19 protein-coding genes are annotated in these 20,090 nt (G+C 62.1%); 11 read left to right on the forward strand and 8 right to left on the reverse strand.

Annotated features, from left to right (window positions below):
* Window positions 1-40: 40 nt before the first annotated feature.
* The 4 genes from LR961_RS03755 to LR961_RS03770 all read left to right on the forward strand — a co-directional run bounded on the left by LR961_RS03755 (window position 41) and on the right by LR961_RS03770 (window position 6,357).
* The gene (locus tag LR961_RS03755) at window positions 41-2,530 is read left to right on the forward strand and encodes an LTA synthase family protein (RefSeq protein WP_232147113.1); all 2,490 of its coding nucleotides are present in this window, start codon (window positions 41-43) and stop codon (window positions 2,528-2,530) included.
* 726 nt (window positions 2,531-3,256) lie between these two features.
* Window positions 3,257-5,056, forward strand: coding sequence for a hypothetical protein (locus LR961_RS03760; RefSeq protein WP_232147114.1), 1,800 nt, complete (start codon window positions 3,257-3,259; stop codon window positions 5,054-5,056).
* Between the two features lie 33 nt (window positions 5,057-5,089).
* Entirely contained in the window at window positions 5,090-5,506 is a 417-nt protein-coding gene (locus LR961_RS03765; RefSeq protein ID WP_232147115.1) for a GtrA family protein, read from the forward strand.
* 38 nt (window positions 5,507-5,544) lie between these two features.
* The gene (locus LR961_RS03770; RefSeq protein WP_232147116.1) at window positions 5,545-6,357 is read left to right on the forward strand and encodes a glycosyltransferase family A protein; all 813 of its coding nucleotides are present in this window, start codon (window positions 5,545-5,547) and stop codon (window positions 6,355-6,357) included.
* Between the two features lies 1 nt (window position 6,358).
* On the opposite strand, the gene LR961_RS03775 is transcribed toward LR961_RS03770, so the two are convergent.
* The 4 genes from LR961_RS03775 to LR961_RS03790 all read right to left on the reverse strand — a co-directional run bounded on the left by LR961_RS03775 (window position 6,359) and on the right by LR961_RS03790 (window position 9,840).
* Window positions 6,359-7,312 (reverse strand): glycosyltransferase family 2 protein, encoded by a 954-nt coding sequence (locus tag LR961_RS03775; protein ID WP_232147117.1) that lies wholly within the window; start codon window positions 7,310-7,312, stop codon window positions 6,359-6,361.
* Entirely contained in the window at window positions 7,302-7,991 is a 690-nt protein-coding gene (locus LR961_RS03780; RefSeq protein WP_232147118.1) for an NAD-dependent epimerase/dehydratase family protein, read from the reverse strand. Before LR961_RS03780 ends, LR961_RS03775 begins: the two co-directional genes overlap by 11 nt.
* 164 nt (window positions 7,992-8,155) lie before the next feature.
* Window positions 8,156-9,094: an FAD-binding protein gene (locus LR961_RS03785; RefSeq protein ID WP_232147119.1), complete on the reverse strand. Its 939-nt coding sequence runs from the start codon at window positions 9,092-9,094 to the stop codon at window positions 8,156-8,158.
* Complete coding sequence (locus LR961_RS03790; RefSeq protein WP_057627298.1) at window positions 9,094-9,840, reverse strand: electron transfer flavoprotein subunit beta/FixA family protein; 747 nt, start codon at window positions 9,838-9,840, stop codon at window positions 9,094-9,096. The genes LR961_RS03785 and LR961_RS03790 overlap by 1 nt, the downstream gene beginning before the upstream one ends.
* Window positions 9,841-10,089: 249 nt before the next feature.
* Here LR961_RS03790 and rfbB point away from each other — a divergent pair, with 249 nt between their 5' ends.
* Genes rfbB through rfbD form a run of 4 tightly spaced genes read left to right on the forward strand, consistent with a single transcriptional unit; the run spans window position 10,090 to window position 13,522 of the window.
* On the forward strand, window positions 10,090-11,145 hold the full coding sequence (rfbB, locus tag LR961_RS03795; protein ID WP_232147120.1) for a dTDP-glucose 4,6-dehydratase: 1,056 nt from the start codon (window positions 10,090-10,092) through the stop codon (window positions 11,143-11,145).
* Between the two features lie 33 nt (window positions 11,146-11,178).
* Window positions 11,179-12,066 (forward strand): glucose-1-phosphate thymidylyltransferase RfbA, encoded by an 888-nt coding sequence (rfbA, locus tag LR961_RS03800; RefSeq protein ID WP_232147121.1) that lies wholly within the window; start codon window positions 11,179-11,181, stop codon window positions 12,064-12,066.
* Complete coding sequence (gene rfbC, locus LR961_RS03805) at window positions 12,063-12,620, forward strand: dTDP-4-dehydrorhamnose 3,5-epimerase (protein ID WP_232147122.1); 558 nt, start codon at window positions 12,063-12,065, stop codon at window positions 12,618-12,620. Before rfbA ends, rfbC begins: the two co-directional genes overlap by 4 nt.
* Entirely contained in the window at window positions 12,617-13,522 is a 906-nt protein-coding gene (rfbD, locus tag LR961_RS03810; protein WP_232147123.1) for a dTDP-4-dehydrorhamnose reductase, read from the forward strand. Before rfbC ends, rfbD begins: the two co-directional genes overlap by 4 nt.
* 58 nt (window positions 13,523-13,580) lie before the next feature.
* Here rfbD and LR961_RS03815 read toward each other — a convergent pair whose 3' ends face one another.
* Both LR961_RS03815 and LR961_RS03820 read right to left on the reverse strand, forming a co-directional pair.
* Window positions 13,581-14,984, reverse strand: coding sequence for a mannose-1-phosphate guanylyltransferase/mannose-6-phosphate isomerase (locus tag LR961_RS03815; RefSeq protein ID WP_232147124.1), 1,404 nt, complete (start codon window positions 14,982-14,984; stop codon window positions 13,581-13,583).
* An 8-nt stretch (window positions 14,985-14,992) separates the two neighbouring features.
* Complete coding sequence (locus LR961_RS03820) at window positions 14,993-16,339, reverse strand: phosphomannomutase (RefSeq protein ID WP_232147125.1); 1,347 nt, start codon at window positions 16,337-16,339, stop codon at window positions 14,993-14,995.
* A gap of 146 nt (window positions 16,340-16,485) precedes the next feature.
* Between LR961_RS03820 and LR961_RS03825 the strand changes: the two genes are divergently transcribed.
* Genes LR961_RS03825 through LR961_RS03835 form a run of 3 tightly spaced genes read left to right on the forward strand, consistent with a single transcriptional unit; the run spans window position 16,486 to window position 18,517 of the window.
* Complete coding sequence (locus LR961_RS03825) at window positions 16,486-17,220, forward strand: CoA transferase subunit A (protein ID WP_232147126.1); 735 nt, start codon at window positions 16,486-16,488, stop codon at window positions 17,218-17,220.
* A gap of 1 nt (window position 17,221) precedes the next feature.
* On the forward strand, window positions 17,222-17,854 hold the full coding sequence (locus LR961_RS03830) for a CoA transferase subunit B (RefSeq protein WP_232147127.1): 633 nt from the start codon (window positions 17,222-17,224) through the stop codon (window positions 17,852-17,854).
* A 48-nt stretch (window positions 17,855-17,902) separates the two neighbouring features.
* Window positions 17,903-18,517: an alpha-ketoglutarate-dependent dioxygenase AlkB gene (locus LR961_RS03835; RefSeq protein ID WP_232147128.1), complete on the forward strand. Its 615-nt coding sequence runs from the start codon at window positions 17,903-17,905 to the stop codon at window positions 18,515-18,517.
* On the opposite strand, the gene LR961_RS03840 is transcribed toward LR961_RS03835, so the two are convergent.
* Window positions 18,462-19,118 carry an ABC-type transport auxiliary lipoprotein family protein gene (locus tag LR961_RS03840; RefSeq protein WP_232147129.1) on the reverse strand — a complete coding sequence of 219 codons (657 nt, stop codon included), beginning with the start codon at window positions 19,116-19,118 and terminating at the stop codon, window positions 18,462-18,464. The genes LR961_RS03835 and LR961_RS03840 overlap by 56 nt on opposite strands.
* Window positions 19,115-20,041, reverse strand: a complete 927-nt coding sequence (locus LR961_RS03845; RefSeq protein ID WP_232147130.1) for an MlaD family protein — start codon at window positions 20,039-20,041, stop codon at window positions 19,115-19,117. The genes LR961_RS03840 and LR961_RS03845 overlap by 4 nt, the downstream gene beginning before the upstream one ends.
* Window positions 20,042-20,090: the final 49 nt, after the last annotated feature.

Here is a 20,090-nt window from a genome sequence, read left to right on the forward strand (position 1 = left end):
ATCATCGGGCGTTAAGAAAGTGTGACGGGAATGTTGTAAGTTGAAGAAAATCACGGGTGGTGAAGGATCCAACGGTACGCGCGTTAGCACTTGGTTCGCGTTGTCTGCAGCGATACTCGGTAGCGTACTGATCGCAGTGTTGAGTTGGCTGGTACTTGATGGCCCGCCAGGTATTCCTGGTCTGCTGCTTGATGTGTTTTTCGCAGGCGTCTTTGCCCTGCTGGTGCGTGGAGCAGGCGTAAGTCGCCGTCAGTTGCTCGCGGCACTGTCCATCTGGATCCTGGTGTTCCAGGGTTTCCACTTATTGAAGCTGATGGCGCTCGGTTCGCCGCTCTTCTTCAGTGACATTTCCACGGTGGGCGTCCTGATGAGCGTGCTCAAGACGTGGCAGGTCTGTGTGGTCGTCATGCTCCTGCTCCTGCTCGGGACCGTGTTGCTGTACGGGGTTTGGCCCAGCCGGCCTCAGCGTTGGTTGTGGGCGTTGGCGGCGCTGATGCTTCCTGCCTTCCTCTACCAAGCGGCGCCATGGGAAGCCAGGTTTGTCGATTCAATTCTCGGTAACAACGCCAATGACTACGTCACCCATCTGCAGCGACGCGGCGGGATGCAGTTCCTGCTCGACCAGCGCGCACGCAAGTACGAACTCGCGCTGAAGGGACGTGACATCCTTGACGGTCAGCATCTGGATTCCCGTCCACAACTTGCCTCGCGACGCAATGTGCACCTGGTGCTGTTGGAGACCTTCTGGGATCCGATGAACTTCAAGGCGTTTCATTTCAGTCGAGATCCTTTTGATCCACGCTTCAGGAAGCTGTTGGAGGACGGAGGGAATTCCGGTGTGATGACGCCTCATTTTGGGCATCTCACTGCAAATGCGGAGTTTGAAGCGCTGTGCGGTCTACCTGCCACGGAAGACGCCGTCTTCCAGAACCGGTTGAAGGATGTGCTGCCCTGTCTTCCCCGCATGCTGCGTGAGCTTGGCTACGACACGCTCGCCTCGCACTCGAACCGGCAGGACTCATGGGGGCGTGACACCGCTTACAAGTACCTGGGGTTCGCCAATTTCAATGCCTATCCGGCGTTTGTTCGCGATGACTTGGATGGGGTCTTTCTGAATGACGCGAGTTTCTATAGGCAGAATCGGGAGGTTGTAGCGCGCTACGATCGCGCCAGCCCCTATTTCAACTATCTGGTCACAATCAGTTCGCATTACCCCTACCAATTGAACAAGGAGCGACGTCCGCCGTTGGTGCGGGTTGAGCCGTTCAATGAAGGAGTCGAGAACTATGCTAATGCGCTTGCCTACTCCAGCAAGGCATTCATGGACTGGGTGGATGAGGTGCGGAGAGATGACCCGGATGCCCTGATCGTTGCTTTTGGCGACCACGCGCCGACCATGCCTCCCGATCAAAGGCCTTATGCCCAATCAGGCATCAATACGAACAGTCGGCCATTTGATGGTGCTGACACGCTGGTTGCGATGTCCAGGACCCCGCTTGTGTTCATCGACGGGCGAAAGGGGGCTGTGGACGTGGGCACGATGCCGTTGGAGTTCCTTCCTGTTGCCATTGCGCGCGCACTTGGTGTGACACCGGCGCGCCTGCCCTATCTGACCGATGACATGGTGGGTCAGAGAGCGAAGGACAGTACGCGGTTTCTCGGTAACGTGATTACTCGTGACAAGGGTCAATGGAGTCTTTGCAAGGATCAGCCCGAAGTAGGAACTGCCTGTGCTGAAGCGGTCCATCTGTATGACCGCAAGCGTGCGCTGCGTAATGCGCTTCTCACGGATTCACGGCAGATCTTCGCTGGAGCTGGTGGAGCGTGGATGAATGCCGCCACTCCCATGCAGTTCGGAACCGGGAGCTGCCTCTTGGAAGTAAGCGATTGGGGGCCGAAGGATGGGGTGGTCGGCGCGCAGTTCAACAAGCAGAAGGAGTCCGGGTTGAGCGCAACATGGCTCAAGGTCGACCGGATCCAGGGTAGCCCGCAATTGCGCATCGGTGCGGTGACGACGCCTGTCGTGGGATCTGGCGAAGTGCTGGCCGGGCTTTGGCCGACGCCAGGCGTGATCAATCAGGCGGGAAGCCATGCAGTGCAGGTCATTTGCGGGGGGGGCGTAGTCGCCGAGTTGGGGCGGATGCAGGTGAGAGGGGATGGCACGGTCCAAGGCGAATCTGCTGGAGAAGCGCCGCCAGCCTTGGCGGGTCCGCTCGAGGTCATGTTGGATGGAGTGGGGATGGGCAGGGTTGTCGCAGAAGCCAAAACCGGTACATGCGAAGCTGGCGGTATGCGGCATGGCGTGGTCAAGGTGACTTGGGCGCGCGCTTCTGGCAGCGACGGTGTACGCGTGTTCGTCCAGCAGGATGAGCAGGAGCGTCAGCTTTGGAGTGTCAGTGGCCCAGCCGGAGAGTCCACCACGGGGCCATGGGCGGCAGAGGGAATGAAGCTTTGGTTCGAGGATGGTGCCGGGGCACTCTTGGGCTCAGCTGTGGTGACAGCGCCTTCGTGCACCGTCGGACGGCAATAGGCTGCGCTGCGTCAAGAGTATGCTGACGTCCCGCTGATCGGTCGCACCGGGAAGCGCCAGCAAGGGTAGGGCGGGCGCCTTGGCAGCGCCCAGGAAGGTAGGGGGGCGATCGAAGGTGCAGTCAGCGTAAGGCATGGATGTCTGCATCTGGCGGCCCTTCAGGATTCCACTGGCGGCCCGGCGATCCTGGCTGCATCGGCTTGACGCATCTGACAGGTGCTCCTCGTATCCACCAATCTGGCTGTGTTGCTGGTGAGGGGCTCGTCACGCGGCGGCGGCCCTTCACATGGCATTATGTGGAGAGCATGTCGCGTTCTGGGGCGATGGAGGAGAGGCCTTGCGCCAGCCTGCATGGCGGGGGTCTTCTGCCTGATGACGCATGAGGCATGTTCATTGGGTGGGGCGAGCGAACTGGCGTAGTTGTTCCGTCGCGGTTGCCTGCCGACGGCGGCGGCGGGGGCGGCGGACGGCAAAGTCTTCGAGCGAAGCAGGAGTCCTTTTCCGGGCGTTGAGTCGGCTGGCCAATAGGTGGGTGGGTGCCCTGTATTGTGTCCCGCAGGGGCGCCTTTTTTGACACGATTCAATTTTTCCTTTTCAGCGTCGTTCGCAGTCATTGTGGGGCGTTTCCACGGCCCGAATGCTGGCTGATGGCGATCCGATTCTCTACCATAAGGCACCGAGCGCACCTCCCGTTGCGCCCCTCCCCATTTGTCCTGGAGCTGTGTTTTGACAACGTTGTCGACGACCAGGAATTTGATCGATCTTTGGAAATCCCCTCGCTTTCAGATTGGCGCCGGCATCGTTGCCGTAATGGCGTTTGCATTGATGCATCAGCTTTACCTGGTGCGGGCGCATCCAGATGCTTTGTACATGGATTCGTTGCGGTTGCTGTTTCAGCTGGACCAATGGGAAGCCGGTACGCTGTCCACGTCGGATTTTTGGGGGCAAGGGTCGTCACACAGAGGCTTTGTAAACCAGTTGTTCCTGCTGGCCAATGTCAGCCTGTTCGACCTGGATGTGATGCTGATCAATCAGTTGACCGGTGTGGTCATTGCGGCTGTGGCATTGATACTGATCCTTGCTTGGTGCCGTGACAATCGCCGGCAACTGAACTCTTTCGGTGATGCGCTGATCGCAGTGGGTGTGTCCGTCACCGTGGCAGGCCTGTGCTACAGCTGGGCGGGCTTCGAGCTGTTTACCCTGGATCTGGGATTGCCGCTCTGGGTGAAGAACCTGTGCTTCGTGTCGTTCTTCTGTTTGCACGCCTGGCTGCTGTCTGGTGAATCCAGATATCCGATGTTGTGGAGTGTCGTGCTTGCATTGTGGGCTCCGGTGGTGGTGCTGGTGGTGGGGATGGGCTGGAACTACTCCTTCATCGGTGCTGTGCTTGCCCTGCAGGTGCTGGCCTTCATTCCGCCGTGGCGTGCGACCGGTCGTTGGTATGGCGTACTTCCCTGCGTATCACTGCTGGCCGCATTCGGCGTGTATCTGGCCTTGGGTACAGTGACGGATGCGGCAGTGGATATCGACACGCTGGACCTTGCCGATACTCCGCTGATTACCCTGTATGCGCTGGGTTCCACCGTCGGCAACCCGGCCGCGATTACCCAGATTCTTCCCGTGTGGGTCATCGCTGTTGCCGGCGCTGGCATGCTGGTGACCGGTCTCATCGCATCGTTGAGCTGGCTGCGGCGCGGTGCTCCAGGGTCCCGGTTGCCGATCTACCTCATCCTGTACGCGGCGCTGGTTGCTGTTTCAGTGACCATTGCGCGCGGTGCAGACGGCCCGGGCGGGGTGATGGCGTCGCGCTACTACATGGATCTGGTGCTCGGATTGATCGGCGTGGTCTGGATCACCACCCGAGAGTTGTGTTCCTTGGGCGCTGCAAAGGTTCCCGCCAAGGTGCCTGTTGTGATGGTCTGGGCCATGCTCGCGGTCGTTGGTGTGTTGCATCTGGGGACGTACTACTACGAATGGCGTGCGGGCCCTTATCGGGCGTTGGCTTTTGCGGATATGAATCGTGCCCTGTTGAACTCGGTTCCCGATGAGAATGCGGCAGCGCTGTTGCAGTCACCGATTGCCCACGCGCGGAAGGGGGCGGAGATCATGCGCGAGCGACAACTTTCCATCTTCGAAGGTCATCCGGAACTGCAGTGCTTGACGGAAGATGTCGCCTATGGCCAAGGTTGGCGCAGGCCTGAAAAACAGGGGCGATGGTTGAAGACCGAGGGCGAGCTTTTGCTGCCGAGCACGTGCTCGTGCGATTTCGTCGCCAGCATGTACGTTCCCGGAGTGTTTCATACGCGACGGATCGAAGTGCGCCGTGACGGCGAGGCCTCGAGCCAATGGTTGTTGTTGCCCGGCAAGACGACGATGGTCGAGCTAGGCAAGGCCGGGAGCAAGTCCGCATTGAGGCTGATTGCAGCGCCGGCTCCAGACCAGACACCCGCCGCTGCCGGTACCGCGGATGAGCCGGAGCTGGGCGCTTTGGTGACCGGTTTCTCGGTCCGCTGCGCAGTGCCTTGAGCCATGGCCGATAGAGATAAGTCACGGAAGGCGATGTTCGACGGCGAGGCGGGGCCTCTCCAGCGGCTGATCAAGGATCAACGCGTGTTGTTCTTGCTGGTGGGGGGCGTCAACACGGTGTTCAGCACTGCGTTGTTCGCCTTTCTCAGTTGGTCACTCGGGCCCAAGGTGCCCTCGGCGGCAAGTCTGTTTATTGCCTGGGTGGTATCCCTGTTGCTCGTGTTCAATGTGTACCGACACCTTGTGTTTCGAGTGAGTGGCCACGTGCTGCGTGACTTCTTTCGCTTTGTTGGCGTCAACGTGGTCAGTTTCATGATCAATGCCGGGGCGCTGACGCTGCTGGTTGAGGGGGCTGGATTCCCGCCCATCCCTACCCAGATCGCGATTACCTTCGTGGTCGTGGTGTTCAACTACCTGGGACACAAGTATTTTTCTTTTAGAAGGGTGTGAATATGCAGGCTGGATTGGAGCGTGCCGCGAGGGTCTCCGTGGTGATCCCGGCGTACAACAATGTGCGCGACATCGAGGCAACGATTCGTTCCGTCCTGACCCAGGACTACGATGATTTTGAATTGATCATTGCAGACCATTCTTCCGCAGACGGCACGGGGGAGGTCATTGCGCGCTTTGCCTCCGATCCACGGGTACGCATCCTTGAACCGACACCGTCCGGTGGTGGTGCGCAAGCCAACTGGAACCGGGTAAGCCAGCATGCCAGGGGGGAGTTGATCAAGCTGGTGTGTGGCGATGACTTGCTTGCGCCGCAGGCGCTGCGCGCGCAGGTGGCGGCATTCGATAGGCATCCCAGTGCGGTGTTCGTCGCCTCGCGTCGCGATCTCGTCGACGCTGCGGGCCGACAGTTGCTGAAGGCGCGTGGTCTGGCCGGTTTGACGGGTTGCATCCCCGGCCGTCAGGCCGCGTTGGCCTCGATCCTGGCAGGCACGAACATTTTCGGTGAGCCATGCTGCGTCATGATGCGCAGGGCAGAGCTTGAGAAGGCCGGCTGGTGGGATTCGCGCTTCCCGTATCTGATCGACCAGGCCAGCTACAGCAATGTCATGGTACGGGGCGACGTCGTTGCCCTGCCAGAGGTGTTGGCGAGCTTCCGGGTCAGCGCCAGCCAATGGAGTGTGCGCTTGATGCGGCAGCAGGCTGAGCAGGCGATCGCTTTCCACGAGTCGTTCGCGCGTGAGCATCCTGGACTGGCGAGCCGTGCGCAGGTGCGCCGCGGCAATCTCAAGGCACGCCTCATGGCATGGGCCCGGCGCCTGGCCTACTTGTGGCTGCGGCGCCGGATGTAACTCAATCGGTATTGCCTTCCTTGTTCAAGTTCAGGCGTTCGCCGATCACGTACTGCGGGCGATTGTTGACGTTGAGCAGGATGCGCCCGGTGTATTCGCCGATGGCGCCGAGGGCAAGCAGTTGCAGGCCGCCCATGAACATGATGGCTACGATCAGCGAGGACCAGCCCACTGCCAGGTCAGGGTTCATCAGCTTCCGCGCGACCACGATGCTCGCAAACAGGAAGGCTCCTCCTGAGGCTGCAATGCCGGCGAGGGAGACGAACCGCAGTGGCACGATCGAAAAGCTGGTGGCCATCTGCAGCCACAGGGCGACCGACTTGCGCAGGCTGTAGCCGGATTTTCCATCCTGGCGGAGGTGATGGCGCGCCGTGATGGAGGTGATGTTGCTGGTGGACTGCAGCAGCAATCCATCCACGTAGACAAAGGGCCCGCGATACTCCAGCGATGTCTGGCATACCTCGCTGCGAATGCCGCGGAACGGAGAAAGGTACAGGCCTGCGGGCTTGTTCAGCAGCCGGCTGGCGACCCAATCGTTGAAGGCGCTGCCAAGCCGCTTCCAGAGCGCATGCTGGCGCGCTTCAAAGTGCACATAGACCAGGTCCGCGCCGGCTTTGAGGGCTTCCACGATCCGGGGAATATCATTGGGGTCGTGCTGCAGATCGTCATCCATGGTGATCACATAGCGGCCCGATGCATGCGCGAAGCCGGCCATGACGGCATTGTGCTGGCCAGCATTGCGACGCAGGTTGACGCCCTTCAGCCAAGGGCGGTCGGCCGCCAGGGCCTTGAGAACCTGCCAGGAATTGTCCGGGCCATGATCATGCACAAGCACTGCTTCGAACCCGTTTTCCCCCGCGGCAGCGCGTAGCGCTTCCTCAAGTTTTTCCACCAGGGACGGGAGGATGGTTGCACTGCCGTAGACCGGAATGACGACAGAGATTTCAGGCTTCATGTGGGCTGCCGTAGTACTTCTGGATGACGCGAAGTGGGTAGTCTGGACCAAAATCCAGCCCGATGTCGCGGGCTACGGCTTCCGCCAGCGCGCTGTCGATGTTCATGTGTTCGCCGCACTCGATCAGTTCGACTATGGCCTTTCTTCCAAGCACCTGTTCAAACAACGACACAAGATGTGGCATGGCCAGCGACCAGGGTGATGCGATGGAGACCAGGCTGGGGGTATCTGCCGAGGAAAGCAGGTTCGTTGCGATGGAGGCAACATCGTCTATATCGATCAGGTTGCGTTGTGCGTGAGTCCAGAGCGTCAGGGGACGAGACTGAACGATGCAGTCGCGCAGGTAGTTGGTCAGCGTGTTGGGGTTGCGGGTATGTCCAACAACCTGGGGTAGCCGGAGCACCAGACCTTTGCCTGAGCTGATGACAAGCTGCTCCATTGCGCGCTTGTGATCGAAATAGGGCGAATTCTGGTCGGGATTGACCACATTGCAGCTGCCGAAGTACACAAGGCGACCGCTCGTCTGCTCAAGAAAATGATGCAAGAGCTCGCGTTCCCGCGAGAAGGCGATTGGATCGCGCTCGCCGGAATTGGATACGCCCGATGCGAAGATGATGGTGTCCTGATCGTCGGCGAAACCCTGAAAGGCACGCGCGATCAAACCGCTGCCCACGATCATCCAGAAAGGCCCGCGGTGGAGTGCATCAAGTGTTTCATTCTCATTGCCACGGTACGTCCCTGCGATCGGAGCCCGGTTCGGGCTCCTCCATCAAAAGCACAATGGACCAGCGGGGAGCGCGGACCGGACATGTGGATTGACATGCGCCCGGCTCCCGATGGTTCTCAACCCAGCGCCGCTTCCAACTCCGGCAGCAGGGCAAACAAATCCCCCACCAGGCCGATATCGGCAATCTCGAAGATCGGCGCGTCGCCGTCCTTGTTGATGGCCACGATGGTACCGGCGTCCTTGATGCCGGTCAGGTGCTGGATGGCGCCGGAGATGCCCACGGCGATGTACAGCTCCGGGGCGATGATCTTGCCGGTCTGGCCGACCTGCATGTCGCTGGGCACATAGCCGGCATCCACGGCGGCACGCGAGGCACCGACGCCTGCACCGAGCTTGTCGGCAAGCTGGTAGATCACCTTGAAGTTCTCTTCCGAGCCGACGCCGCGGCCACCGGAAACCACGCGCTTGGCGCTCTGCAGGTCCGGGCGGTCGCTCTTGCCCGCGGCCAGGCCGACGAAACGGGTGTGCGACGGCAGGGTTGCGTCGACGCTGATCGCTTCGACCGGGGCGCTGTTGCCCTTGGCAGCTTCCGGCCAGGAGGCGGCGCGGACGGTGGCCACGACCACCTGGTCGGCCGGCACCTCGACGGTGATGATGGCGTTGCCTGCGTAGATCGGGCGCTTGAAGGTGTGCGGGCCTTCCACGCTCATCAGGTCGGAGACCTGGTTGACGCCGAGCAGCGCGGCCACGGCCGGGACCAGGTCCTTGCCGGTGGTGGTGGAGGCGCCGAACACGTGGCTGTAGCCCGCGGCGGCCTTGGCGATCTGCGGGGCCTGCACCTGGGCCAGGGCGTGCTCATTGGCCTGGTTGGTCAGGGTCAGCACCTTGCTGACACCGGCGATCTGTGCCGCTTCGGCGGCAATGGCGGCCGGGTCGGCGGCCAACACCAGCACGTCGATTTCACCACCGACGGCGGTGGCGGCCGAAACGGTCTTGGCGACGGCGCTGTTGAGCTTGCCGTCCAGGTGTTCGGCGATGACGAGAATCTTGGCCATTACAGCAACCCCTTCTGCTTGAGTGCGGCCACCAGTTCGGCGGCATCCTTGACCATCACGCCCTTGCTGCGCTTTGCCGGCGCGGCGTAGTGGGTGGTCTTGAACGTGTCGGCGGCTTCAACGCCCAGGTCGGCCAACTGCAAGGTCTCCAGCGGCTTGGCCTTGGCCTTCATGATGTCCGGCAGCTTGATGAAGCGCGGCTCGTTCAGGCGCAGGTCGGTGGTGATCACCGCCGGCAGGTCGACTTCCAGCGTTTCCAGGCCGGCGTCGACTTCGCGGGTCACCGTGGCCTTGCCGTCGGCAATCTCGACCTTGGAGGCGAAGGTGGCCTGCGGGCGCGCCCACAGCGTGGCCAGCATCTGGCCGGTCTGGTTGGCATCATCATCGATGGCCTGCTTGCCAAGGATGACCAGGTCCGGCTGTTCCTTCTCCACCAGCTTGAGCAGGGTGCGAGCGGCGGTGAGCGGCTGGATGGCCTGGTCGGTGACCACGTGGATGGCGCGGTTGGCACCCATGGCCAGGCCGTTGCGCAGGTGCGCCTGGGCGTCGGCCGGAGCGATGGTGGCAACCACCACCTCGGTGGCGATGCCTTTGTCGCGCAGGCGCAGGGCTTCTTCCAGTGCGATTTCATCAAACGGGTTCGGCGACAGCTTGACGCCGTCGGTAACCACGCCGGAACCATCCGGCTTGACCTGAATGCGGACGTTGTAGTCCACCACGCGCTTGTACGCGACGAGGATTTTCATGTGCTGCGGGATCCTTCGGTTGCTGAGGGGGCCGGTGTGGGCCGGGTTTGAGAATTGTTCCCGATTCTAGCTGGGAAGGTGGCACCATGCGAATGCGTATGGTGCAGCTGTGTTGCAACTTAAATGTCCGGACAAATTGACGCCATGAGGCGCGCGTTGTCAACGGTGCAGCCTCTGAAAGGAGGCTCGTTATATGCTTGTGGGATTAGCCCGCTGCCTTTGGCAGCCGAATATCAGGAGAACCATCGAGTGACCACATGGCTTGTGACCGGCGGTGCCGGCTTTATCGGCGGCAACTTTGTCTTGGAAGCGGTGGGCAAGGGCAACCGTGTCATCAATCTTGATGCACTGACCTACGCGGGCAATCTCAAGACGCTGGGCGCGCTGGAAGGCGATCCGAATCACGTATTCGTGCAGGGCGACATCGGGGACCGCGAGCTGGTCGCGCGTCTGCTGGCTGAGCATCAGCCCGATGCAGTGCTGAACTTCGCGGCCGAAAGCCATGTTGACCGTTCGATTGACGGACCTGGTGCCTTCATCCAGACCAACGTTGTCGGTACCTTGGGGTTGCTTGAGGCGGTGCGTGATTACTGGAAGGCGTTGCCAGCCGACAGGGCGGATGCATTCCGCTTCCTGCATGTCTCCACCGACGAGGTGTACGGCACCCTCGGGGAAACCGGGAAGTTCACCGAAACCACGCCTTACGCGCCGAACTCACCGTACTCGGCATCCAAGGCGGCTTCGGATCACCTGGTGCGTGCGTTCCATCACACTTACGGCTTGCCGGTGCTGACGACCAACTGCTCCAACAATTACGGCCCATACCACTTCCCCGAGAAGTTGATCCCGTTGGTGATCGCCAAGGCGTTGGCTGGCGAAGCGCTGCCCGTGTACGGCGATGGCAAGCAGGTGCGTGACTGGTTGTTCGTCACCGACCACTGCGCGGCGATCCGGACTGTACTGGCCAAGGGCAAGGTGGGTGAGACCTACAACGTCGGTGGCAATTCGGAGAAGCAGAACATCGAAGTGGTGCAGGCCATCTGCGCGTTGCTCGATGAGCGTCGCCCGCGTGAGGATGGGCAACCCCGTAACAGCCAGATCACCTATGTCGCGGATCGCCCTGGCCATGACCGACGCTACGCCATCGATGCTTCCAAGCTGAAGAACGAACTTGGTTGGGAGCCGGCCTATACTTTTGAGCAAGGCATCGCTTTCACCGTGGACTGGTACCTGGACAACCAGCAGTGGGTGCAGGGAGTACTGGATGGCAGCTATCGCCTGCAGCGCATCGGTACAGCGGCTTGATCAACGCGACGTTCTGAACAAGGGTTACCTGAAATGACGCAACGCAAGGGCATCATCCTGGCCGGTGGCTCCGGCACCCGGCTGTATCCGATCACCAAGGGCGTCAGCAAGCAGCTGCTGCCGGTGTACGACAAGCCGATGATCTATTACCCGCTCAGCGTGCTGATGCTAGCTGGCATTCGCGACGTGTTGATCATCAATACGCCGCATGAGCAGGCACTGTTCCAGCAGTTGCTGGGTGATGGTTCGCAGTGGGGCATGAACATCGAGTACGCAGTGCAGCCGAGTCCGGATGGCCTGGCGCAGGCGTATCTGATTGGTCGCGATTTTGTCGGCGGCAAGCCGAGCTGCCTGGTGCTGGGTGACAACATCTTCCATGGCCACGGCCTGCGTGAAGTGTTGCGCAATGCTGATCAGCGCGAGCAGGGTGCCACCGTCTTTGGCTATTGGGTCAACGATCCCGAGCGCTATGGCGTGGCCGAATTCGACAAGGCAGGCAAGGTCGTTGATCTCGTCGAAAAGCCGCAGAATCCGCGTTCAAATTATGCGGTGACCGGTTTGTACTTCTACGATGGTCTGGCCAGCGATTACGCAGCAGAGCTCAAGCCATCACCACGTGGTGAGCTGGAGATCACTGACCTCAACCAACGCTACCTGCGCGAAGGCAATCTGCACCTGGAAGCGCTTGGACGTGGCTACGCGTGGCTGGATACCGGCACGCATCAGTCGCTGCTGGAGGCATCCAATTTCATCGAGACCATCCAGACCCGACAGGGCTTGCAGGTGTGCTGCCCAGAAGAAATCGCCTTTGGTCAAGGGTGGATCGATCAGGAGCAGCTTGAGGCTTTGGCGGCGCCATTGCTGAAGAATGGCTATGGACAATACCTGCAGAAGCTCGTTCAACGGGGCGTGGTGCCGTGAAAGTTATTGAAACCGCATTGCCGGGTTGCGTGGTGATCGAGCCGGCCGTGTTCGGTGACGAGCGTGGCTTCTTCTTCGAGACCTGGAATGCCGAGCGCTTCAAAGCGCTGGGTCTGCCCGACAAGTTCGTGCAGAGCAACGTATCCGCTTCAAGCAAGGGCGTGCTGCGCGGCCTGCATTATCAGTGGCCGCGCCCGCAGGGCAAGCTGGTCAGCGTGCTGGAGGGCGAGGTGTACGACGTCGCCGTGGATATCCGTCGCGGCTCACCGACCTTCGGTCGTTGGGAGGCGGTTGTCCTGAGCGCGGAGAACAAGCGTCAGTTCTGGATTCCGGAAGGCTTCGCGCATGGGTTTGCCGTGCTCTCCGAGCGTGCGGTGTTCAGTTATCTGTGCACCGAGGTGTACCTGAAGGAATTCGACGCCGGCGTGCGCTGGAACGACGCCGACATCGGCGTGGATTGGCCGATCAGTGCGCCGACGTTGTCCGCCAAGGATGAGGCGGCGCCTTTCCTGAAGGACATCGCCGAGGACCGCCTGCCGGTTTATCAACTGTGACCGTACTTGTCTTCGGTGGCAACGGTCAGGTAGGCCAGGAGTTGCTGCGCGCCCTTGCACCGCTCGGAACGGTCACGGCGACCACGCGCAGCGGCAAGCTGCCCGATGGCCGCGATTGCGAAATCGCGGACTTTGGCCAGCCCGAAAGCCTGCCGGCGTTGCTGGACCGGCTGCGTCCTTCGGTGGTGATCAATGCCGCCGCATACACAGCGGTGGATCGTGCCGAAATGGAGCCAGACGCGGCCTCCCTCGCCAATGCGCAGGCGCCGGGCACGATTGCCCGCTGGTGCGCGGCCAATGACGTGCCGATGGTGCATTACTCCACCGACTACGTTTTCAATGGTGAAGGCACCGCGCCGTACCGCGAGGACGAGCCGACTGCGCCGTTGGGCGTGTATGGCACCAGCAAGCGCGATGGCGAAGAAGCGGTTCGTGCAGCCGGCGGCCGTCATCTGATCTTCCGTACCGCGTGGGTCTACGCCTCGCATGGCGGGAATTTCCTGCGCACGATGCTGCGCGTGGGTGCCGAACGCGATGAGTTGCGCGTAGTGGCCGATCAGGTAGGCACGCCGACACCGGCAGCGCTGATTGCCGACGTGACCGTAAAGGCGTTGCAGCACCCGGATCAGCTCTCTGGCACGTGGCACCTGACGGCCTCCGGGCAGACCAGTTGGCACGGTTTCGCCGAGGCGATCTTCAACGAGGCCAAGGCTGCCGGGCTGCTTGCGAAGACACCAACGGTGCATGCGATCAGCAGCGCCGAGTATCCGACGCCGGCCAAACGTCCATCGTGGTCGGTACTGGACAACCGCAAGCTGCAGCAGGACTTCGGTATCGTGCTGCCGCCGTGGGAGCAGGGCCTGCATCGCGTCATTGGTGAGCTGGCTTCCGCCAAGGCATAAGCGGAAATGAAAAATCCCGGGCATGCCCGGGATTTTTCATGGGAACGATGCCGGCGGCTCAGGCGCGACCGTACGTATCCTCGAAGCGCACGATGTCATCCTCGCCCAGATAGCTGCCCGACTGCACTTCGATCAGTTCCAGCGGCAGCTTGCCCGGGTTGCGCAGGCGATGGGTGACGCCCAGCGGGATGTAGGTGCTCTGGTTCTCGGTGAGCAGCAGCACTTCATCGCCGCGGGTGACTTCGGCGGTGCCGCTGACCACGATCCAATGCTCGGCCCGATGGTGGTGCATCTGCAGGCTCAAGGTGCCGCCGGGTTTGACCGTGATGCGCTTGACCTGAAAACGCTCGCCATGGTCGATCGAGTCATATGCACCCCATGGGCGGTAGACCTTGCGGTGCCAGGTGGCCTCGCTGCGGCCATCGGCCTTCAGGCGTGCGACCACATCCTTCACTTCCTGCATGCGGTCGCTCTTGCCGACCAGTACGGCGTCGTCAGTTTCAACGACGACCACATCGTCCAGGCCCACCATCGCGATCAATCTGTCGCCGTAGGCAAAGGTGTTGCGGCAATCGATGGCGATGACATCGCCGCGATGCGCGTTGCCGTCGGCATCCTGCGTGGAGACGTCACGCAGGGCCGTCCAGGAGCCGACATCGCTCCAGCCCGCATCCAATGGCACGACGGCGGCATCGGCGGTCTTCTCCATCACTGCGTAGTCGATGGAATCGGACGGGCTGCTCTGGAAAGCCTCGGCATCCAGGCGGATGAAGTCCGCATCGCGCCGTGCTTTGTTCCAGGCATCGCGGCAGGCAGCGAGTATCTGCGGCTGCAATCGGCCGAGTTCTTCCAGGTAACGCGAGGCGCGGAACAGGAACATGCCACTGTTCCAGTAGTACTCGCCGGAAGCCACATAGGCCTGTGCGGTGGCCAGATCGGGCTTTTCGACGAAACGGTCGATGGCGCGCGGGCCATTGCCGGCAACGGCCTTGATGTAGCCATAGCCGGTTTCCGGTGCGGTCGGCTGGATGCCGAAGGTGACCAGCTTGCCCTGCGCGGCCAGCTGCGCTGCGACGGCAATTGCCTGGTGGAACTGTTCCACATCCAGGATCAGGTGATCCGATGGCAAAACCAGCAACAAGGGGTCATTTCCATCACGGTGAGCTTCCAGCGCCGCCGCTGCGATGGCCGGAGCCGTATTGCGGCCCACCGGTTCCAGCAGGATGGCCGATGGCGTGGTGCCTACCTGCTGCAGCTGCTCTGCGGCGACGAAACGATGGGCTTCATTTGCCACCACGATCGGCGCTTGTGCGGCCACATCGGCGACACGCAGCCAGGTGGACTGCAGCATGGTGTGCTCACCCGTCAAAGGCAGGAACTGCTTTGGATAGGCTTCGCGCGACAGCGGCCACAGCCGGGTGCCGGAGCCACCAGAAAGAATCACGGGCAGAATCTGGCTCATGGTGGTCCTCAGGCTGAGATCAGTTCGGAGAGTTCACGGGTGCGCTGCTCCAGAAGCGCGGCGTCACCGCGCGTTTCCACATTCAACCGCAGCAGCGGTTCGGTATTGGAACTGCGCAGGTTGAAGCGCCACTGGCCGAAATCGGCGCTGATGCCGTCGGTGTGATCCAGCGTGGGTGATTGGTCGGCGAAGTGCGCCATCACTCGGGTCACCGCAGCCTTGGCATCGCTGACCTTGAAGTTGATTTCACCGCTGCACGGGAAGCGGGCGATGCGGTCCTCGACCAGTTCGGCCAGCGACTTGCCGCTGCTGCACACCAGTGCGGCGATCAGCAGCCAGGGAATCATCCCCGAGTCGGCATAGGCGAACTCGCGGAAGTAGTGATGCGCACTCATCTCGCCGCCATAGACGGCGTTTTCGGCACGCATCTTTTCCTTGATGAAGGCGTGGCCGCTCTTGCACAGCACCGGTACGCCACCGGCTGCTTCGACCATTTCCACCGTGTTCCAGGTCAGGCGCGGATCGTGGACGATCTTGCCGCCCGGATTGCGCGACAGGATTGCCTGGGCCAGCAGGCCAACCAGGTAATAACCTTCGATGAAGCGGCCGTTGTGGTCGAAGAAGAAGCAGCGGTCGAAGTCGCCATCCCAGGCGATGCCGAAATCGGCACCATGTTCGCGCACCGCATTGGCGGTGGCGGCACGGTTCTCCGGCAGAAGCGGGTTGGGGATGCCGTTGGGGAAGTTGCCGTCCGGCTCGTGGCAGATGCGCACGAATTCCAGCGGCAGGTGCGGGGCAAGCAGGTCGATGATCGCACCGGCGCCACCATTGCCGGCGTTGACCACCAGCTTCAACGGCTTCAGCGCCGAAGCATCCACGTAACTGAGCAGATGTTCGATATACGCATGCTTGTCGTGGTTGGCGGTCTGCCCCGCGCGCGGAGCTGCCGGTTGCGACTGATCGGCGGCCACCGCATCGGAAATGGTGAACAGGCCGGTATCTGAGCTGATCGGCCGGGCTTGTTCGCGCACCAGCTTCATGCCGTTGTAGTCCATCGGATTGTGGCTGGCGGTGACCATCACACCGCCGGCTGCGCCCAGGTGATCGGTCTGGAAGTAGACCTCCTCGGTACCGCACAGGCCGATGTCGATGACCTCCCGGCCTTCGCCGCGCAGGCCTGCGGCCAACGCATCCTGCAATGCCGGGCTGGTCAGGCGCACATCGTGGCCCAGCACCACCGGGCCTTCGCCCAGTTCCGCCGCCAGCGCCTTGCCGATCTTGCGGGCCATGTCCTCATTGAGTTCTGCCGGCACGCGGCCACGGATGTCATAGGCCTTGAAGGCGGGAAGGGGCATGTGTCTGCGTCCTGCGGGTCGGAAAGAGGCCTAGTTTAGTCGGCCACGCTGTACTTGGCTGTCTGCGGGCTGGACGAAGGTCCAAGGCGGCTGGCAGCGGACAATGGCTAGAATGCGGGCATCCTTTTGACAGTGGGCGTGATGCGATGAGCGATCTCTCAATCCCCGCCGGGCAGCGCGGCAAGCTATTTGCCAGCGCGGCCCAGGCACTGGCCGGTATCGTGGCCGATGGGCAGACCCTTGCGGTGGGCGGTTTCGGCCTGTGCGGCATTCCCGAGGCGCTGATCGCCGCGTTGCGCGACAGCGGGGTCAAGGGCCTGACCGCGATTTCCAACAATGCCGGCGTCGATGGTTTCGGCCTGGGCCAGCTGCTGGAAACCCGGCAGATCAAGAAGATGATTTCGTCCTATGTGGGCGAGAACAAGGAATTCGAGCGACAGTACCTGGCCGGCGAGCTGGAGCTGGAGTTCAACCCGCAGGGCACCCTGGCAGAGCGCCTGCGTGCCGGTGGTGCGGGTATCCCCGCGTTCTTCACCGCGACCGGCTACGGCACCGTGGTCGCCGAGGGCAAGGAGACCCGCGAGTTCGACGGCAAGCACTATGTGCTGGAAACCGCACTCAAGGCCGACGTGTCACTGGTCAAGGCGTGGAAGGCCGACGAGGCCGGCAACCTGCTGTTCCGCAAGACCGCGCGCAACTTCAACCCGGCCTGCGCGATGGCCGGCAAGGTCTGTGTGGTTGAAGTGGAGGAGATCGTGCCGGTGGGCAGTATCGATCCAGACCAGGTACACCTGCCGGGCATCTATGTGGACCGCATTGTTTTGAACGCAACGCCGGAGAAGCGCATCGAACAGCGCACCGTGCGTCAGGAGGGGAACTGAAATGGCCTGGACCCGTGATGAGATGGCACAGCGCGCCGCGCGCGAGCTGACCGATGGCGCCTACGTGAACCTGGGCATCGGCCTGCCGACGCTGGTGGCCAACCACATTCCCGAAGGCGTGGACGTGTGGCTGCAGTCCGAAAACGGCCTGCTCGGTATCGGCCCGTTCCCGACCGAAAGCGAAGTGGACGCCGACCTGATCAATGCCGGCAAGCAGACCGTCACGGCGCGCGCCGGCGCCAGCTACTTCGGCAGCCATGACTCGTTCGCGATGATCCGTGGCGGCCATATCAACCTGGCCATCCTCGGCGCCATGCAGGTCACCGACAAGGGCGACCTGGCCAACTGGATGGTGCCGGGCAAGATGGTCAAGGGCATGGGCGGGGCAATGGACCTGGTGGCCGGTGTACAGCGCGTGGTAGTGCTGATGGAGCACACCGCCAAAAACGGCGAGCACAAGATCCTGCCCGAGTGCACGCTGCCGCTGACGGGCGTGGGCGTGGTCGATCGCATCATCACCGACCTGGCCATATTCGATGTCACCGACAACGGCCTGGTGCTGGTCGAGGCTGCACCGGGTGTCAGCGATGACGAGCTGAAGGAAAAGACCGGCGTCGCGTTCCGGCGCGCGTGATCCCAAAGGTGGAGTAAAAAGGGCGGCATTGCCGCCCTTTTTCTTGTGATGCTGTTCCCCACCCAACTCCCCGACGCCGAGATCCACCATCTGCCCGGCTGGTTGCCGCCGGCCGAGGCGGATGCGTTGCGATTGGCGTTGCTGACAGCGGTTCCGTGGGACGTCCATCGCATCCGCATGTTCGGACGCTGGGTGGATTCCCCGCGACTGAGTTGCTGGATTGGCGATCCGGAGGCGAAGTACCGGTATTCAGGAGCGGATTTCGTGCCGCAGCCCTGGCCGCCGTCGTTGTTGCCCTTGCGCGAACGTCTGCATCAGGCCTGTGCGGCACCGTTCAACAGCGTGCTGATCAACCGTTATCGGGATGGCAGCGACAGCATGGGGTGGCACAGCGATGACGAACCCGAACTGGGCGACAGGCCCTTGATCGCTTCGTTGAGCCTGGGGGCGTCACGGCGCTTCCTGCTGCGCCGTCGTGATGACCATTCACGCAGGACGGAAATCATGCTGGGCCACGGTGATTTGCTGTTGATGGGCGGCGACACCCAGCGTTTCTATCAACATGCACTGCCGAAGACGGCGCGCCCGACCGGCGAGCGGATCAATCTCACCTTCCGCCAGATCCACGCGCCGGCTGCGCGCTCGCATCCTGCTGGCCGCTGACCAGCGTCCAGCCGACCAGGTCCGTGGCGGCCTTGTCCAGTGCGGTTTCAAAGGCGTTGGCGACGCTGGCGATATCGCTGGACGTGGCCGGTTCAACGACCACGAAAGTACGGGTGGCCACCACGCGCTGGTCGATGCTGTGGATCAGCTTGGCATTGAGTTCGATGGTGGCCGCTGGGACTTCGCCGCCCCGGTAGTCGGATTCGAACCGGCGCAGGTCGGTGGCGAGCTTGTAGTCCGAGCGGATGCCGGTGGAAACGCGCGCCACCGCCGCGATCCGGCCGGAATCCTCGAAGCCGCGCAGCAACGTGTCTTCCAGCATGTCGGTGGCCGGCTGCGCCCAAGTGGCGCCACGGTACACCTCCAATTCGCCGGGGGTGGGACGCACGTTGATGCGCGGGCTGTCCACCAGACGTGCGGCGCTGGGCTTGGCGATCACCAGTTGCCAGTTCACCTGCGGCCAGCTCGGATCAGCGTTGACGCGTACCTGCGGGGCGTAAATGGTGACTGCGTGGCGGTCGCTGCTGGCCAGCACAGAGCAGCCGGCAAGGGCCAGCAGACAGGCGGGGGCAAGCAGTTTGATCGGCAGGGTGAACTTCATTTCGGCTCAAACTCCTTGGGGGCATCGCGGCCGAGCAGGTAGCGCGCCGGGTTGTTCTCCAGCCGGTCGCTGACCCGGCGCAGGTCACGGATCAGGCCGCGTAGTTCGGTCAGGGTCGGGCCGAGTTGGGCCAGGCCGTCATTGGCGAAGCTGTTGATGGCTGCACGGTTCTCGCCAAGGATGGCATTGGCGTTGCCAGCGGCCGAATCCAGCTTGCCCAGGCTGGTATCGAGCTTGTCCAGTGTTGCCGGCAGCTGGCGCAGCACGTTCTGGTCCAGGTTGGCGATGGCACCATTGGCGGTGTTGAGCGTGGTGTTGAGGTTGCGCGCCGCATCGCGGGCTTCGGTCAACAAGGCCTGGGTTCCTTTGTCGCGATCGGCCAGGCCGTTGCTGATGGTCTCCAGGTTGTCCAGCGTGGCCGAAATCTTGGCCACGTTCTGGTCGCTGAGCAGTTGGTCCATCCGTTCGACCACGCGGTTGGCCACATCGGTGATGTTCTGCAGGGCCGAGGGCGTGGTGGCGATGGTGGGGATCGCGTCCTTGCTGGTGGTGGTCAGTGCCGGCGATTGCGGGCTGCCGCCGCTGAGCTGGATGATCGACGGGCCGGTAAGGCTGGTGATGGCGAGCTTGGCGCGGGTGTCGGTCTTGACCGGCGTATTTGAATTCAGCCGGACCTTGGCGATCACCTGGCGCGGGTCATCCGGTGCCAGCGACAGATCGGTGATCGAACCCACCGCGATGCCGTTGTATTGCACCGGGCTGCCGACGGACAGGCCGGTCACCGCTTCATTGAACACCACCCGGTACTCCTGCCAGGTGCGGTCGGAGGAATACTTGGCCGCCCACAACCCGAAGGCGAGCAGGGCCAACCCGGCTACGAGGGTGAAGGCGCCGATCAGGACGTAATTGGCTTTGGTTTCCATGGCTCTACGACAAGGATCTGGGAATGGGGATGGGTACGTGGTCCGAAGC

This window comes from Stenotrophomonas sp. SY1, from assembly GCF_021202945.1.
GTDB lineage: Bacteria > Pseudomonadota > Gammaproteobacteria > Xanthomonadales > Xanthomonadaceae > Stenotrophomonas.